Source organism: Clostridium sp. CS001 (assembly GCF_020443565.1).
Lineage (GTDB): Bacteria > Bacillota > Clostridia > Clostridiales > Clostridiaceae > Clostridium_AD.
This window is the reverse complement of record NZ_JAIZZN010000001.1, coordinates 226964-244672: the sequence shown is the minus strand read 5'-3', so window position 1 is coordinate 244672 and position 17709 is coordinate 226964. Positions and strand designations below refer to the sequence as shown.

The window sequence follows — 17709 nt, the reverse complement described above, 5'->3', positions numbered from 1 at the left end:
AGTTAGTGGAGGTATAGCAAAAGAATGAATGACTATGATATATGGTTTGCTCTGGTTAAATTATCGCCTAGAATTAAGTTGAAATTAATAAATGATTTCCAAAGTGCGGAGAAAGTGTGGTATTATGGTGTACATAGCAAGAAAACAGAATATTTTAATAACGCATTAATAAACACATTATCTGATGCTTGGAAGGAAAATGAGATTACAAACCTAAAAAAAAGCATAGAGATAAATGAAATAAGTACCATAGCTTACTACGAAGACGGATATCCGAAGAAACTCAAAAATTATGATGATGCACCGTATATATTATTTTACAAGGGGAACATATTGCAATTAAATGAAGGGTACAATATCTCCATAGTGGGTTCGAGAAAATATTCAAATTACGGTAAAGATGTTACTAAAATTGTATGTTCTCAGCTATGTAATAATAATATTAATGTTGTTAGTGGAATGGCAAGGGGAATTGATACTTTTGCCCATGAAAGTTGTTTAGAAAATGAAGGGTATACTTGTGCAGTTTTAGGCTCGGGGCTAGATGTGGTATACCCTAAAGAAAACCTTAAAACTTTTAATAAACTAATTGAAAAAGGTTGTGTCATTACGGAATTTTTACCTGGAACACCACCATATGCATATAACTTTCCTCAAAGAAACAGAATAATAAGCGCTCTTAGTGATATTATTATTGTAATAGAGGCTGGTGAAAAAAGTGGATCATTGATTACCGCTAACCTAGCCCTAGAACAAGGCAAGGATGTTATGGCTGTTCCAGGATCAATATTTTCATATGAAAGTAAAGGGACAAATAAATTAATTAAAGATGGAGCGTTTCCTTTAACTTGTACTGATGATATATTTAATTTGCTTGGAATGGAAATAAAGGTTGATAAAGCCATTGATACAAAGGTTTTTGATAGTAAAATGCACAAAGGGATATATAGCATTATAAATGATAGTCCATTGCATATTAACGATATCGTTAGAATAACTAACATTGACATAAAACAATTATATGAGGTATTATTTAAAATGCAGATTAAAAATGAGATATTATGTTTATCAGGAAACTATTATGTCCGGGTAAATAACAAAATATAAGGTTAAATATATAATACATTGATGGAGGGGATAAGATGGGACAAAAACTTGTTATAGTTGAGTCACCTGCAAAAGCTAAAACTATAAAGAAGTATTTAGGAAGTAATTATGTAGTTGAAGCATCCATGGGACATGTTAGGGATTTACCAAAAAGCCAATTGGGGGTTGACATAGATAATAATTATCAACCTAAATATATAACTATCCGTGGTAAAGGTGAACTACTTGAAAAATTACGAAAAGAAGCAAAAAAGTCTGACAAAGTTTACTTGGCAACTGACCCTGATAGAGAGGGTGAGGCTATATCTTGGCATTTAGCAAAAGCCTTGAAAATAGATGAAAAGGATAAGTGCAGAATTGTATTTAATGAAATAACTAAAACAGCCGTTAAGAATGCAATAAAGTCTCCAAGAGTAATAAACGAGCAACTCGTTGATGCGCAACAAGCAAGGCGCATACTAGATAGATTAGTTGGATATGAGATTAGCCCAATACTGTGGAGAAAAGTTAAATGGGGACTTAGTGCTGGGAGAGTTCAGTCGGTTACACTTAAAATAATCTGTGACAGACAAAAGGAAATAGAAAAATTTATAGCTAAAGAATATTGGACTATAGAATGCGAATTATGTAAAGAAGGAGAACCTCAGAGATTAAATGTAAAACTTGCTTCACATAAGGGTGAAAAGATTGAAATAAATTCTAAAGAAGAAAGTGATAATATCATTAACTCACTTAATGCAAATGGTTTTATTGTAAAAAAGGTTAAAAAGTCTCCTAAAAGTAAAAATCCATTGGCGCCATTCATTACAAGTACATTGCAACAAGACGCATATAGAAAGCTTAATTTTGCAACCAAAAGAACTATGTCTATTGCTCAGCAATTATATGAAGGTATGGAAATAGAGGGACATGGCACAGTAGGATTAATTACATATATGAGAACTGACTCTACCAGAATATCAGAAGAAGCTCAAGGTAATGCAAAAGATTTTATTGTTAGCAAATACGGGGAGCAATATTATCCAAGTATTCCAAGAGTGTTTAAAGGTAAAAAAAATATACAGGATGCTCACGAAGCGATAAGACCTTCTAATATTGAAATAACACCAGCAATAGCAAAGAAAAGCCTTAAAGATCCACAATATAAACTATACGCATTAATATGGAACAGGTTCATGGCAAGTCAAATGGAATCATGCATACTTGATACCGTATCTATAGATATTGAAAATGGTGATTATGGTCTTAAAGCATCTGGATCTAAAGTAGCTTTTGATGGTTTTAGAAAAGTTTATGATGGAGAACTAGATGAAGAAGAAAACACATTAAAGCTTCCAGAACTAGCGATAGGAGATATATTAGGTAGTGAAAAGACAGAGGGGAAACAACATTTTACTCAGCCACCTGCAAAGTTTTCAGAGGCATCACTTGTTAAAACATTAGAAGAGAATGGAATAGGAAGACCTAGTACATATGCACCAATTATTACTACGCTTCTTAGTAGAAAATATGTTGAAAAAGACAAAAAAACGTTAGAAGTAACGGAACTTGGGCATATTGTAAATAACATTGTAAGTGAATATTTCAAGCAGATAGTAGATATTGAATTTACAGCACAGATGGAGAATAACTTGGATTGCATAGAAGAAGGACAAGAAAAGTGGGAAAACATAGTGGATACCTTTTTTACACCTTTAAAGAAAGATATCGAAATTGCTGAGAAGGAAATAGCTAAAATCACAATTGAAGATGAAGTTACTGATGTAGAATGTGATAAGTGTGGCAAGTTCATGGTAATAAAGCATGGAAGATTTGGTGATTTTTTAGCATGTCCTGGATATCCAGAGTGTAAAAATACAAAAGCAATTACTAAAGAACTTGAAGTGCCTTGTCCTAAATGTGGAGGTAAAATCTTAGAACGAAGAAGCAAAAAAGGAACTAAGTTTTTTGGATGTAGCAATTATCCAGAGTGTGATTTCGTTAGTTGGTTTGAGCCTACTGATGTAAAGTGTTCAAAGTGTAGTACATATATGTTAAAAAGATATAGCAAAACCAAAGGTGAGTATATGGAATGTTCAAATGCAGAATGTAAAAACAAGGAATATAAAGCCGAGGAAGGCAGCGAAGAAAAGTAAGATTAAGTTAAAATTATAGATTAATTCATAGAGTTTACTAAAATTTCATAAATATTGTGTCGAAATTTATGAAATGACTGTTGATATGATGTTAATGTTATGATAACATTAAGTAGAGAAGGAATGATTCTAAAAATTTTAAATATTTTGAATTTTGCCTATTCTAAAGTAATTTGCTTTATGAAGTGGATTAAATAATAAAAGTTGTGTTTTATAACATAAATGAGGAGGAATATCGTGTCACTATTAACTAAAACAAGAATGTTAAATAAGGTATTGCAAAAATCAGGAACAGAGCCAGTGGTTTTTGACGACATTTGCAATCTACTAAGCGATGTATTGGAATGTAATGTGTACATTGTTAGTAGAAGAGGAAAAATATTAGGATATAATTTAGCAAATGGGTATGAATGTGATATTGTTAAAGATGATATTATAGTAAATATGAGATTCCCAGATGAATATAATGTAAAATTACTTAGTAATACTGAGACTAAATCTAATCTTACAAACACAGCTGTTTGTGTGTTCTCAGAAAGTAATAAATGTGGAATTGAAAACAAACTAACTACAATAGTTCCAATAAATGGGAATAGAGAAAGATTAGGTACTCTTTTACTTGCAAGATTTGATAAAGAGTTTACAGATGATGATTTAGTTTTAGCAGAATATAGCGCTACTATAGTTGGACTTGAAATCTTGAGGGGCAAGAATGATGTCATCGAAGAAGAGGCAAGAAAGAAGGCAGTAGTGCAACTCTCTATTGGAACATTATCTTATTCAGAGCTTGAAGCTGTACAGCATATTTTCAACGAGTTAGATGGTTCTGAAGGATTATTAGTAGCATCTAAAATAGCAGATAAAGTTGGAATAACAAGATCTGTTATAGTTAATGCATTAAGAAAATTTGAAAGTGCAGGAGTAATTGAATCAAGATCCCTTGGAATGAAAGGGACTCATATTAAAATATTAAATGACAAATTATTAGATGAACTTAAAAAGATTAAATAAATAAAATTACTAAATAAATAACCTTAGGCAGCTATGAATAGCTTTGTCTAAGGTTATTTTATTTTCAAGTATAAATATGTATTAAGTGAGAATAATAAATATATTATTAAGTTAATAGCAATAAAGCTTTTGATTTTATTAAAAGTTTTTATTGAATACCACATTTTCTTGTGATACAATACGAAGGTAAGAAAATATGCACATTACTTAATTATGGAAGAGTTCCAATATGTGGCCTTCAATAAGATGATGGTAATGGAAGTAAAAACTAGGAGGTTTATTAATAATGGCAGTTATTTCAATGAAACAATTATTAGAAGCAGGCGTTCACTTTGGACATCAAACTAGAAGATGGAACCCTAAAATGGCTCCGTACATATTTACAGAAAGAAATGGTATATACATTATCGATTTACAAAAAACAGTTAGAAAAATCGATGAAGCATATGACTTTATTAAATCTGTATCTGAAGAAGGAAAAGATATTTTATTTGTAGGAACAAAAAAACAAGCTCAAGAAGCTATTAAAGTTGAAGCTATAAGATCAGGTATGCATTTTGTAAACAATAGATGGTTGGGTGGAATGCTTACAAACTTCAAAACAATTAAAACAAGAATAAAAAGATTAGAAGAGTTATATAAAATGGAAGAAGACGGAGTTTTTGATGTTCTTCCAAAAAAAGAAGTAAGTAAACTTCTAAATGAAAGAGAAAAACTTGAAAAGAACTTAGGCGGAATCAGAACTATGGATGCTAACAAAATAGGAGCTCTATTCGTTGTAGATCCAAGAAAAGAAAAGAATGCAATTTCTGAAGCTAAGATTCTTGGAATTCCTGTAATCGCAATAGTTGATACAAACTGTGATCCAGATGAAGTTGATTATGTAATACCAGGAAATGATGATGCTATAAGAGCAGTTAAATTAATAACTGAAAGATTAGCTGATGCTATTATAGAAGCAAGACAAGGTGAACAATTAGCAGAATAATAGTAACTATATTTATCTAATAAGATAGTTATTGATAAACAGTTGAAAGGTAGGTGCGAGTTAATTCTTTCATTTACCTTTTAAATTAGATAGGAATAGGAGGAAATAATAATGATTAGTGCAAGTATGGTTAAAGAGTTAAGAGAAAGAACTGGGGCTGGAATGATGGATTGTAAAAGAGCTCTAGGTGAAACAGATGGTGATATTGATAAAGCCATTGAACTTTTAAGAGAAAAAGGATTGGCAGCTGCTGCAAAAAAAGCTGGAAGAATAGCTGCAGAAGGATTAGTATGTACTTATATTTCAGAAGATATGAAAACTGGTTCTATTGTAGAAGTTAATTGCGAAACAGACTTTGTTTCTGCTAATGAAGAATTTGCTACTTTAGCAAAAAATGTTGCAATACAAACATCAAAAACTACTTCAACTACTGTTGAAGAATTAATTGCTGAAGAATACATAGGTGACAAAGCAAAAACAGTTTCAGGTGCTGTTACTGACTTAATATCAAAACTAGGTGAGAATATGTCTGTAAGAAGATTTGGGAAATTCTCAATTGAAAATGGAATAGTTCAAAGTTATATCCATGGCGGTGGAAGAATTGGTGTTTTAGTAGAATTGTCTTGCGATAAACAAGATGAATCATTAAGCAGAATTGCTAAAGATATTGCAATGCAAATAGCAGCAGCTAATCCTTTATTCTTAGATAATACATGTGTTGATAATGAAACTTTAGAAAAAGAAAAAGAAATATACAGAGTTCAAGCTTTAAACGAAGGAAAACCAGTAAACATTGTTGAGAAAATGGTTATGGGAAGAGTAAACAAGTATTACAAAGAAGTATGTTTACTTGAACAAGTTTGGGTTAAAAACGCTGATTATACTATTACTAAATATCTTCAAGAAGAATCTAAGAAAATTGGTGCTGATATAAAAGTAACAAGATTCTTAAGGTTTGAAAGAGGAGAAGGTATAGAGAAAAAAGTAGAAGACTTTGCTGAAGAAGTTAAAAGACAAGTGGCAGGTAAATAACAATTTAAGGAGAACACTAGGTGTTCTCTTTTTTAAAATAGGTATTATTTTAAATTTGGAGGTGTAATGTTTATGGAGGTTGCTAAATATAAAAGAATCATGTTAAAAATTTCTGGAGAAGCTTTAGCTGGTGAAAAAGGATTTGGAATAGACTTTGAAATCACAAATGAAATCGCTCTTCAAATAAAAGAGTTAATTAAGCTTGGTGTTAAAGTGGGAATAGTCGTTGGTGGTGGAAATATATGGCGTGGTAGAAGTGGAGAAGGTATGGACAGGACTACTGCAGATTATATGGGAATGATGGCTACTTGTATTAATGCGTTGGCGCTTCAAGACTCTTTGGAAAATCTAGGTGTAAATACTAGGGTTCAAACTGCAATTGAAATGAAAGAAGTTGCAGAACCATTTATAAGAAGAAGAGCTATGAGACATTTGGAAAAAGGTAGAGTTATTATATTCGCAGCTGGCACAGGCAATCCATATTTTTCAACAGATACAACAGCAGCACTTAGAGCAGCAGAAATAGAAGCCGAAGTGATTTTACTTGCCAAAAAGGTTGATGGAGTTTATGATAAAGATCCCCACAAATATAATGATGCAAAGAAGTTTGATCATCTAAGTTATATTAACGTACTTGAAAAGGGACTCCAAGTTATGGATTCTACGGCTACATCATTATGCATGGACAACAATATACCTATATTAGTTTTTGGACTTGATAAACCTGAAAATATAAAGAAGGCAATTTTAGGAGAAAAAATTGGTACTTTAGTTACGTCTTGCGCTAAAGCATCAGAATAATATGGAGGGAATTTTATGATTAAAGAGATTATTAGCACTGCTGATGAAAAAATGAAAAAGACTATCAATGTTTTAAAACACGAGTTTGAAAGCATGAAAGCTGGAAGAGCAAATCCTACAATGCTAGATAGAATTACTGTTGAATGTTATGGGAGCTTTTTGCCAATAACTCAAGTAGCAAATGTTTCTGCACCAGAACCTAGAGTATTGCTTATTCAACCTTGGGATAAATCTTCTTTAAAAGATATAGAAAAAGCTATATTAAAATCTGATTTAGGGTTAAATCCATCTAATGATGGTAGTTCAATTAGATTGATTATTGCAGAACTCACTGAAGAAACAAGAAAAAATTTAATTAAGGTTATAAAGAAAACAGGCGAAGATTCTAAAGTGGCTGTAAGGTCTATTAGAAGAGATGCCAATGATAAAATTAAGACTTTGAAAAAAAATACAGAAATTAGTGAAGATGAGGCTAAAAAGTCAGAAGATATTATTCAAAAGGAAACGGATAGAGTTATTAAAGAAATAGATAAATTAGTAGATGCTAAAGAAAAACAAATAATGGTAGTTTAGTATATAATTTTAAATAGAACCTGCATAATTGCAGGTTCTATTTAAAATTATACTATAAGGAATAAAGAGGAGAGAATTTTATTGAAAAAATTATTCGCTTTTTTAAAAAGGGATATACGTACAAAAAATGATATAGATATGGCGAGAATCCCTATGCATATCGCAATTATAATGGATGGTAATGGCAGATGGGCAAAGGAACATAATTTACCAAGAGCACTTGGCCATAAAGCAGGGGTAGAAACAATAAGAAAGATTGTAAAAGCGTGTAATAATTTAGGCGTTAAATACTTAACATTATATGCATTTTCAACCGAGAACTGGAATAGACCTTTAGAAGAAGTAAATTCCTTAATGAAATTATTAGTAGAATACTTAAAAAATGAGTTTGAAGAGTTAAATGCAAATGATGTTGTGATAAATTCTATAGGTAATGTATCAAAGTTACCAAAGGTTTGCAGAGAAGAATTAAATTATGCTTATGAAAAAACAAAGAATAATAAAGGACTAATTCTAAATCTAGCTTTAAATTATGGCGGAAGAAATGAAATAATAGATGCTGTAAAACAAATATCTTTAGATTTGGTTAATAAGAAGATCTCTAAAGATAAAATAACTGAAGATTTATTTTCAAAGTATATGTATACTAAAGAAATGCCAGATCCAGACCTTATAATAAGACCAAGTGGGGAGTTAAGATTAAGTAACTTTTTACTGTGGCAAAGTGCATACTCTGAACTATGGTTTTCGGATGTTAAATGGCCAGATTTTAATGAAGAACAACTTAAATTAGCTATAGCAGACTATCAAAAAAGAGATAGAAGATTTGGAAAGGTTAAATAGGAGAAAAGATTATGAATAGTAGATATTTAGGAGCACTTATTTTAGCGCCACTGGTAATATTTTTATTTTTAGGAGGGGAGTATTTAAAATATCTCGTAATGGTACTTTCGCTTTTTGGTATGTACGAGTTTTATAAAGTTTCCAGGAAAAAACACTATAAACCAATTAAGATTATAGGATATATCTTATGTGTTGCTTATTACTTAAACATTAGTAATGATTTTTTAACTAGTTTTAATGTATATGTTTTAATAGCAACTATATTTTTGTTATTATGTATTCCTGTTTTAAATACAACTTATAATTTTGTGGATGTTGCACTTACTATATTTGGGTTTTTGTATGTTGCAGTATTTTTTAGTTTTATTGTGTTTATAAATAGTAAAGCCTATGGTGAATATTTAGTATGGATTATATTTATTTGTTCATGGGTTTGTGATACAGCGGCATATTATTCTGGAAGGTTTTTTGGTAAAGGTGGAAAACATAAGTTATGCCCTAAAGTAAGCCCTAAAAAAACCATAGAAGGATCAATAGGTGGGCTACTAGGGAGTGCTGTAGGATGTACAATTTATGGTTATGTGATTTCAAAATTCGGGGTTCCTATAGAGTTATATCATTACACTATAATTGGTGTGATTTGTGGTGCTTTTGGTCAAGTTGGAGATTTAATTGCATCCTCTATAAAAAGATTTGTAGGAGTTAAAGATTATAGTAACCTTATACCAGGACACGGTGGTATCTTAGACAGATTTGACAGTATTTTATTTGTTTCTGTGGTAGCTTTTTATTACATTACTTTTATATTGGGGATATAAAGCCATATTTAAATATGCTATACTAAATGTTAAACAGGAATTAAATATAAATATAAAACATAAACTATAGGCTCAGAGGAATGGAGAGATTTACATGAAGAAGATTACTATATTAGGGGTTACTGGCTCTATAGGAACTCAAACTTTAGATGTTATTCGAAAGGATATTAAAAATTTATCTATTGTGGGGATTTCGGCAAATACTAACTTTGACAAAGTTATATCGATTATTGAGGAGTTTAAACCTAAGTATGTTGCTATGATGGATGAAGAAGCTTACTTAAAGCTTAAGAAATATTGTATCGATAAAAAAATATCAACGCAAGTGTTACATGGGATAGAAGGATTAAATTATATAAGCACCTTACCAGAAGTGGATATTGTAGTAACTTCAGTTGTAGGGATGATAGGATTAGTTCCTACTATGAAAGCTATACAGGCAGGAAAAGATATTGCCTTAGCCAATAAGGAAACTTTAGTAGCAGCAGGTGCATTAGTTATGGAAGCTGCTAAAAAAAACAATGTAAATATATTGCCAGTTGATTCAGAACATGGCGCGATTTTTCAATGTTTGCAAGGTAATAAATTAGATGCTGTTAATAAAATAATATTAACAGCATCAGGTGGACCATTTAGGGGTAAAAGCAAAGAACAATTGATGGAAATAAAACCAGAGGATGCACTTAAACATCCAAAATGGAACATGGGTAAAAAGATTTCCATTGATTCTTCAACACTTATGAATAAAGGCCTCGAGGTTATAGAAGCGCATTGGTTATTTGGTGTAACTTACGAAAATATCCAAGTAGTTGTTCATCCTCAAAGTACAATACATTCCATGGTAGAGTACGTTGATGGAAGTGTGATAGCTCAGCTTAGTTCAACTGATATGAGACTTCCTATTCAATATGCAATAAATTATCCAGAAAGAAAAAATACTGTTATTGATCCATTAGATATTTATAATATGGGTAATTTGACTTTTGAAAAACCGGATACAGATACTTTTAAATGCCTTGATTTGGCCTATAAAGCAGGCAGAATGGGCGGAAATATGCCTGCTATTATGAATGCGGCAAATGAAGTAGCTGTTGAGTTATTTTTAGATTGCAAAATCAAGTATCTTGACATAGAAGATATTATAGAAAAGTCCATGGCGGAATTTAAGCACCATAGTAATCCAAACCTAGAAGAAATCTTAGAAATTGACTTGAAAGTAAGAGAATATGTAAGAAAAAATTATGATAAGAAATAGGGAGGAAAACTGTTATGGGTAATATTATAGCAAACTTGCCATATTTTATTATGGCTATATTAGCATTTAGTCTTTTGGTTATAATACATGAATTAGGTCATTTTGCTTTAGCTAAGTTTAATGGAGTAAAGGTACATGAATTTTCACTAGGAATGGGACCTAAGCTTTTTGGTATAAAGGGAAAGGAAACAGAGTATTTAATTAAAGCCTTTCCTATTGGTGGTTATGTTAAGATGGAAGGTGAAAATGATGAGAGTAATGACCCTAGAGCTTTTAACAATAAAACACCAGGTCAAAAGTTAAGCATAGTTTCTGCAGGAGCAATTATGAATTTTATATTAGCAATTGTTCTATTTGCCATAATAGGTGCAGTGGATGGATATATATCACCAGTAATAGGAGAAGTAGTACCTAATAGCCCCGCTATGAAAGCTGGGATATTAGTTGGAGATAAAATTACTAAAGTTAATAGTGTAAATATAGAAAGCTGGGATGATTTTTTAGGTGAGATGTCCACAAATAAAGGCGAAAGTTTAAATATTGAAGTAACTAGAGATTCTAAGGCTCAGAAGTTATTATTGAAACCCCTTAAAGATGAAAAAGAAAATAAGTTCATAATAGGGATACGGGTTTCTAATATACGTGAAAAAATGAGTTTAGGTGAATCTGTGGTTTATGGATTTGATCAAACTGCTACCTCAGCAAGACAAATCTTCGATTTTTTTGGAAGTTTATTTAAAGGTAAAGTGTCAGTTAATGATGTAGGAGGACCAATAAGCATAATACGAATTTCTGGAAAAGCAGCTCAAATGGGGCTTACAAGTTTAATGATGCTCACTGCAATGTTAAGTGTTCAATTAGGAATATTTAATATAATACCTTTCCCGGCTTTAGATGGAGGTTGGATTTTTATACTCTTATTTGAGATAATATCAGGTAAAAAGCTAAATGAGAGTAAAGTCGCAGCTGTAAACTATATTGGATTTATGTGTTTGATGGCATTAATGGTATTAATAGTCTTAAAGGATATAATTAGTCCAATGAAATTCTAGGAGATGAGTACTATGAAAACAAGAGAAACGAAAAAGATTAAAGTTGGAAATATATTTATAGGTGGAGATTCAAAGGTATCGGTGCAGTCGATGACTAGCACTGATACACGAGATGTAGAAGCTACTATAAATCAAATTCTGCAGTTAGAAAAGGCAGGCTGTGACATTGTGCGATGCGCTGTACCTGATATGACAGCGGCTGAGGCTATTAAGGACATAGTAAAGGGCATACATATACCCTTAGTTGCTGACATTCATTTTGACTATAGACTAGCTTTAAAATCCATTGAGAACGGAATATCTAAATTAAGAATTAATCCAGGCAATATTGGTAGCCACGATAAAATACAATTAGTTGCAAAAGCTGCTAAAGAAAAGGGGATTCCCATTAGAATTGGTGTGAATTCAGGGTCCCTTGAAAAGGATATTCTTGAAAAGTACGGTCATGTATGTGCAGAGGCGTTAGTTGAAAGTGCATTAAGGCATGTTAAAATACTAGAAAGTTTAGATTTTTATGATATAGTTATTTCTATAAAATCTTCTGATGTAGTTATGATGATTGAAAGTTATAAATTAATATCAAGTAAAGTAGATTATCCTCTTCATTTAGGAGTTACAGAAGCAGGAACTACATGGAGAGGAACCATAAAGTCAAGTGTGGGAATTGGTGCGCTTTTAGCAGATGGAATTGGTGATACTATAAGGGTATCTCTAACTGGAGAGGTAGTAGACGAGGTTAAGGTTGGCATAGAAATATTAAAAACCTTAGGATATATAAATGAAGGAATTACATTTGTATCCTGCCCAACCTGTGGAAGAACTCAAATTAATCTTATTAAAATTGCAAATGAAGTAGAGGCAAGACTTGCAAGTTGTGATAAGAAAATAAAGATTGCAGTAATGGGATGCGCTGTTAACGGACCAGGTGAAGCAAGGGAAGCAGATATTGGAATTGCCGGGGGTAACGGAGTTGGTCTCATATTTAAAAAAGGTGAAATAATAAAAACTGTAAAGGAAGAAGATTTAGTGGAAGAACTTATCCGCGAGATAGATAAATTATAACAGGATCTTCTCAGGAGGAATACTAATGAATGTAAGCCTAGCTGAAATGTTAAAAAGTGATTTAAGTTTAAATAAAGAGACATTAACAGATGATATCAAGGTACTTAGGGTTCAATACCTTAAAAAGAGCAATAAGTTAAGGGTAATAATTAAGTCCTTTGATGATATAGATGATAATAAGAAACTACTAATCAAAGATATTATATCAAAACGATTCTGTAGTTTTGAGGATATACAGTTAATTTGTTACAAAGACGTATCAAATGCCACTATAGAAGATGTGAAAGATAAATTTTGGCTTGATGTTGTCAATGTAATATCTATTTCAGAGCCAGCAAGTAAAGATAGTCTACTTAAATCTTCTAGGATAATTGAGAATGGGGCACTGAAAATACAGTGTGGAAATGATTTTATGTGTAAGATTTTGAGAGATAAGAATATAGAAGTGCTTATGAAGAATACCATAAGCGATATGTTCGGAATTAATTCTTTAGTTAAATTAGAACATAATAGTAAACTCACTAATGAAGATTATTCAGGAAAAAAAGAACAGGAAAATATAATAAGTGAAATAGTAAAAAATATAAATACAGAAAAAAGAGATAAGCCACAAAAGAGTAACCAAAGTAATGGAAGTAGTGGAAATAATTCAAATAAGTATAGTAGGCCAGAGTATAAAAAAGATGAAATTGCTGATGAGAATACAATAATGGGAAGAAATATAAACAGTGAGGCAACAACTATTAAAGATATAAATGAAACTTCAGGAATAGTATGCGCCTGTGGGGATATCTTTAAAGTAAATATAGTTGAAACAAAAACGGGTAGAATAATCATAACCTTTAACATTACAGATTACTCAAGCTCCATTACAGTAAAGTGTTTTCCAAAACCTAAGGATGTAGAAAAACTAATGGAAGAAATTAAAGTTGGACTTTACTGTAAAGTACGAGGAGAGGCAGGTTATGATACCTATGCAAAAGAAGTTGTTTTAATGGCTAGGGATATAATTAAACTAAAGAAAATAGAAAGAATGGATACAGCACAGGAAAAAAGAGTGGAACTTCATCTCCATACACAAATGAGTGCCATGGATGGACTAAGCCCAACGTCAAAACTTATTGAAAGAGCCGCTAAATGGGGGCATTCTGCCATAACAATAACGGATCATGGAGTAGTGCAAGCTTTCCCAGAAGCTATGGATGCAGCTAAGAAACATAAGATTAAGGTTATATACGGCGTAGAAGGCTACCTAGTGGATGATGGAGTACCGATTGTCATTAATCATCAAAATGAAAGTCTAGAACATTGTTTTGTAGTTTTTGATATAGAAACAACTGGTCTTTCCAGTGAGAATGATAGAATAACTGAAATTGGTGCAGTTAAAATTGAAAATGGTGTAATAGTAGATAATTTTAATGAATTTGTAAATCCAGAAAGAGATATACCATACAAAATTACTGAGCTCACAGGAATAACAAATTCTATGGTTGAAGATGCAGACACTATTGAAGCAATACTTCCTAGATTTTTAGAGTTTATAAAGGGTAGCGTTGTAGTAGCACATAACGCTGCCTTTGATACTGCGTTTATTAAAAAGAATTCTCAAAGATTAAATTTAAAGTTTGAAAATCCAATTATGGATACAATCCCTTTGGCTAAATACTTATTTCCAACTCTTAAACGATTTAAGTTAAATACAATAGCTAAGCATTTAGGTATATCACTGGAAAATCATCATAGAGCTGTAGATGATGCTAAAGCCACTGCAGAGATACTATTACATTGTTTCGGTTTATTAAAAGAAAAGAATATTTTAGATTTAAATACTTTAAATAACGAGTTTTTAGGTGACTTCGATATAAAAAAAGCAAATACTTATCATGTTATTATTCTGGCAAAAGATCTAGTGGGCTTAAAGAATCTTTATAAGCTTATTTCTATATCAAATTTAGAGCATTTCCATAGGAGACCAAGACTTCCTAAAACTTTAATTGAGAAACATAGGGAAGGTCTCATAATTGGATCAGCTTGCGAAGCGGGGCAAGTATATAAAGAGGTGCTTCAAGGAAGTTCTGAAGAAGATATCAAGGAAATTATAAAATTCTATGATTATTTAGAAATACAACCCTTAGATAATAATAAATTCATGATTAGAAATGGCACGGTAAAAGATGAAAGTGAATTGATGGAAATTAATAAAAAAATATGTGATTTAGGGGAAAAAAATAATTTGCCTGTAGTGGCAACAGGTGATGTGCATTTTCTAGAACCTTCTGATGAAGTTTTCAGAAGAATTTTAATGGCTGGAAAAGGCTTTTCAGATGCAGAGGAGCAACCACCACTATATTTTAAAACTACTAACGAGATGCTAAGAGAGTTTTCTTACTTAGGCGAAAAAAAGTGCAAAGAAGTAGTAATTTATAATCCGAATAAAATTGCAGATATGATAGAAGTGATAAAACCAATACCAGATGGGACATATCCACCTAAGATAGAGGGTGCAGAAGATGAAATTCGTGAAATGACATTAGCTAAAGCTCATTCTATATATGGTGATGATTTGCCAGAAATAGTTGAAAAAAGATTAGATAAAGAACTAAACTCTATAATAAATAATGGATATGCAGTACTTTACTTAATAGCTCAAAAACTTGTAGCAAAATCTCTTGAAGACGGTTATTTAGTAGGTTCAAGGGGGTCTGTTGGATCCTCATTCGTAGCCACTATGACTAATATAACAGAAGTTAACGGATTGCCACCTCATTATGTTTGTCCTAATTGTAGAAAAAGCGAATTTATTTTAGATGGATCTATTGCATCGGGTGCAGATTTACCTGATAAGGAGTGCCCAAGCTGTGGCTTTCAATATACAAAAGATGGTCATGATATACCATTTGAAACTTTTCTAGGTTTTGAAGGAGATAAAGAACCGGATATAGATTTGAACTTTTCGGGTGATAATCAGGCTGATATACATAGGTATACTGAGGTGCTATTCGGAAAGGGGTTCACTTTTAAGGCGGGTACTATAGGAACAATTGCAGATAAAACGGCTTATGGATATGTAAAAAAATATTTAGGCGAAAAAAACATTATAGTTCCCCAAGCTGAAATAGATAGACTGACCCAAGGATGTACTGGTGTCAAGAGGACATCTGGTCAGCACCCGGGAGGTATAATGGTTGTACCTAGTGATAATGAAATCTATAATTTCTGCCCTGTGCAGCACCCAGCAGATGATCCAAATTCAGATATTATTACAACACATTTTGATTATCACTCCATAAGTGGACGACTTCTAAAACTTGATATACTTGGGCATGATGATCCCACAGTGCTTCGAATGCTTCAGGATTTAACAGGATTAGACCCAAAGACCATACCACTGTCAGATCCTAAAGTTATAAGTTTATTTACATCACCAGAGGCCTTAGGACTTACCATTAAAGAATTAGGTTGCGAAGTTGGAAGTTATGGACTACCAGAGTTTGGTACAAAATTTGTAAGGCAGATGCTTTTAGATACACAACCTAAGTCTTTTTCAGACCTGGTTCGAATTTCAGGATTGTCTCATGGTACTGATGTATGGATTAATAATGCACAATACTATATTAAGGAAGGATTTACTACACTTAAAGATTGTATTTCCACAAGAGACGATATAATGGTATATCTGATATACAAAGGTCTTCCATCTAAGACGGCTTTTACTATTATGGAAAGTGTAAGAAAAGGTAAGGGATTAACGGAAGACCATGAGAATGTAATGAGAGAAAATGATGTGCCGGATTGGTATATAGGATCATGTAAAAAAATAAAATATATGTTCCCTAAGGGTCATGCAGTTGCATATGTAATGATGGCGGTTAGAATAGCCTACCATAAAGTTTATTATCCAAAGGAGTATTATGCCACTTACTTTACTGTAAGGGCAGATGACTTTGATGCTGATTTAATTGTAAAAGGTGAGGCAGCTATAAGACTTAAGATGGATGAACTAGAGGCACTTGGTAATGATATAGGAACAAAGGAAAAAGGACTTCTTACAACTCTTGAGTTATCCTATGAAATGTACAAAAGAGGGATAAAGTTACTGAATGTGGATCTTTATAAATCTGAGGATGTTAAATTTACAATTGAAAATGATTCCATAAGGCCACCACTTAGTAGTCTTGAAGGTGTTGGTGAAAATGCTGCTAAAAGTATAGTTTTACTTAGGGAGCAAGGAGAGTTCATATCTAAAGAAGATTTAAGAATTCGTTGCAAGGTTTCTAAAACAGTCATTGAAACATTAGATAAACATGGATGTTTAAAGGGGCTGCCCGACACAAATCAATTATCGTTTTTTTAGGAAATGTAATTAACCCTTGAAATAGCAAATTTTATATGATAGAATGATATATATTAGTTATGGATGATAATTGTATTGTAAGAGAGTAGGGTCGTCCTACTCTCTATTTATTGAAACGCAACTCATGGTTGCGTTTTAATTATAATATTATGATTAATTATAGTAATAATTGTAGAAGATATTAATAAAAGGAGGGTGTTAAAATGAAAAATGATACCTTGATACAAAAACTTAGAAAAATAACTGAGCCAATAGTAGAAAAATACAATTGCGAATTATATCATATAGAGTATGTAAAAGAAGCAGGAGAAAATTTCCTGAGAATTTATATAGATAGTTCAAATGGCATATCTTTAGAAGATTGTGAAAAAGTTAGTAGAGCCACAAGTGAAATACTAGATGTAGAGGACCCAATAACAGATAGTTACTTTTTAGAAGTTTCATCTCCAGGAATTGAAAGAATTCTATATGGTGATAATCATCTAGAAAAATACATAGGAAACAACATACTAGTGGATTTAAAAAGTCTATATGAAGGAAAGAAAAAACTTGAAGGTAATTTACTAGGATTTTCTGATGTGCAAATAGAAATTGAATACGATGGGAATAATATAGCTATTCCTAGAGAAAACATTTCTGTTGTGAGTTTGAAGCCAGTGCTGTAAGGAGGAAGTTAAA

14 protein-coding genes are annotated in these 17709 nt (G+C 31.9%); all 14 read left to right on the top strand.

The window, feature by feature from the left end; genetic code table 11:
- Positions 1–24 precede the first annotated feature (24 nt).
- The 14 genes from dprA to rimP all read left to right on the top strand — a co-directional run bounded on the left by dprA (position 25) and on the right by rimP (position 17696).
- On the top strand, positions 25–1107 hold the full coding sequence (gene dprA, locus LGK97_RS01135; RefSeq protein WP_226257892.1) for a DNA-processing protein DprA: 1083 nt from the start codon (positions 25–27) through the stop codon (positions 1105–1107).
- Between the two features lie 35 nt (positions 1108–1142).
- Positions 1143–3242, top strand: a complete 2100-nt coding sequence (gene topA, locus LGK97_RS01130; protein WP_226257891.1) for a type I DNA topoisomerase — start codon at positions 1143–1145, stop codon at positions 3240–3242.
- Positions 3243–3476: 234 nt separating this feature from the next.
- A complete protein-coding gene (gene codY, locus LGK97_RS01125; RefSeq protein ID WP_226258002.1) occupies positions 3477–4253 on the top strand; it encodes a GTP-sensing pleiotropic transcriptional regulator CodY in 777 nt (258 codons plus the stop codon).
- Between the two features lie 286 nt (positions 4254–4539).
- Positions 4540–5241: a 30S ribosomal protein S2 gene (rpsB, locus tag LGK97_RS01120; protein ID WP_226257890.1), complete on the top strand. Its 702-nt coding sequence runs from the start codon at positions 4540–4542 to the stop codon at positions 5239–5241.
- A 111-nt stretch (positions 5242–5352) separates the two neighbouring features.
- The gene (gene tsf / locus LGK97_RS01115; RefSeq protein WP_226257889.1) at positions 5353–6273 is read left to right on the top strand and encodes a translation elongation factor Ts; all 921 of its coding nucleotides are present in this window, start codon (positions 5353–5355) and stop codon (positions 6271–6273) included.
- Between the two features lie 72 nt (positions 6274–6345).
- A complete protein-coding gene (pyrH, locus tag LGK97_RS01110) occupies positions 6346–7074 on the top strand; it encodes a UMP kinase (RefSeq protein WP_226257888.1) in 729 nt (242 codons plus the stop codon).
- Positions 7075–7089: 15 nt separating this feature from the next.
- Positions 7090–7647 carry a ribosome recycling factor gene (gene frr / locus LGK97_RS01105; RefSeq protein ID WP_226257887.1) on the top strand — a complete coding sequence of 186 codons (558 nt, stop codon included), beginning with the start codon at positions 7090–7092 and terminating at the stop codon, positions 7645–7647.
- A gap of 81 nt (positions 7648–7728) precedes the next feature.
- A complete protein-coding gene (locus tag LGK97_RS01100) occupies positions 7729–8490 on the top strand; it encodes an isoprenyl transferase (protein ID WP_226257886.1) in 762 nt (253 codons plus the stop codon).
- 11 nt (positions 8491–8501) lie between these two features.
- Positions 8502–9308, top strand: a complete 807-nt coding sequence (locus LGK97_RS01095; RefSeq protein WP_226257885.1) for a phosphatidate cytidylyltransferase — start codon at positions 8502–8504, stop codon at positions 9306–9308.
- A 94-nt stretch (positions 9309–9402) separates the two neighbouring features.
- Positions 9403–10563, top strand: coding sequence for a 1-deoxy-D-xylulose-5-phosphate reductoisomerase (gene dxr, locus LGK97_RS01090; protein ID WP_226257884.1), 1161 nt, complete (start codon positions 9403–9405; stop codon positions 10561–10563).
- A gap of 14 nt (positions 10564–10577) precedes the next feature.
- Positions 10578–11615 (top strand): RIP metalloprotease RseP, encoded by a 1038-nt coding sequence (gene rseP / locus LGK97_RS01085; protein WP_226257883.1) that lies wholly within the window; start codon positions 10578–10580, stop codon positions 11613–11615.
- Positions 11616–11627: 12 nt separating this feature from the next.
- Positions 11628–12677, top strand: a complete 1050-nt coding sequence (ispG, locus tag LGK97_RS01080; protein ID WP_226257882.1) for a flavodoxin-dependent (E)-4-hydroxy-3-methylbut-2-enyl-diphosphate synthase — start codon at positions 11628–11630, stop codon at positions 12675–12677.
- 25 nt (positions 12678–12702) lie between these two features.
- On the top strand, positions 12703–17031 hold the full coding sequence (locus tag LGK97_RS01075) for a PolC-type DNA polymerase III (protein ID WP_413228402.1): 4329 nt from the start codon (positions 12703–12705) through the stop codon (positions 17029–17031).
- 203 nt (positions 17032–17234) lie between these two features.
- On the top strand, positions 17235–17696 hold the full coding sequence (rimP, locus tag LGK97_RS01070; protein ID WP_226257881.1) for a ribosome maturation factor RimP: 462 nt from the start codon (positions 17235–17237) through the stop codon (positions 17694–17696).
- The last annotated feature ends 13 nt before the right edge of the window (positions 17697–17709 follow it).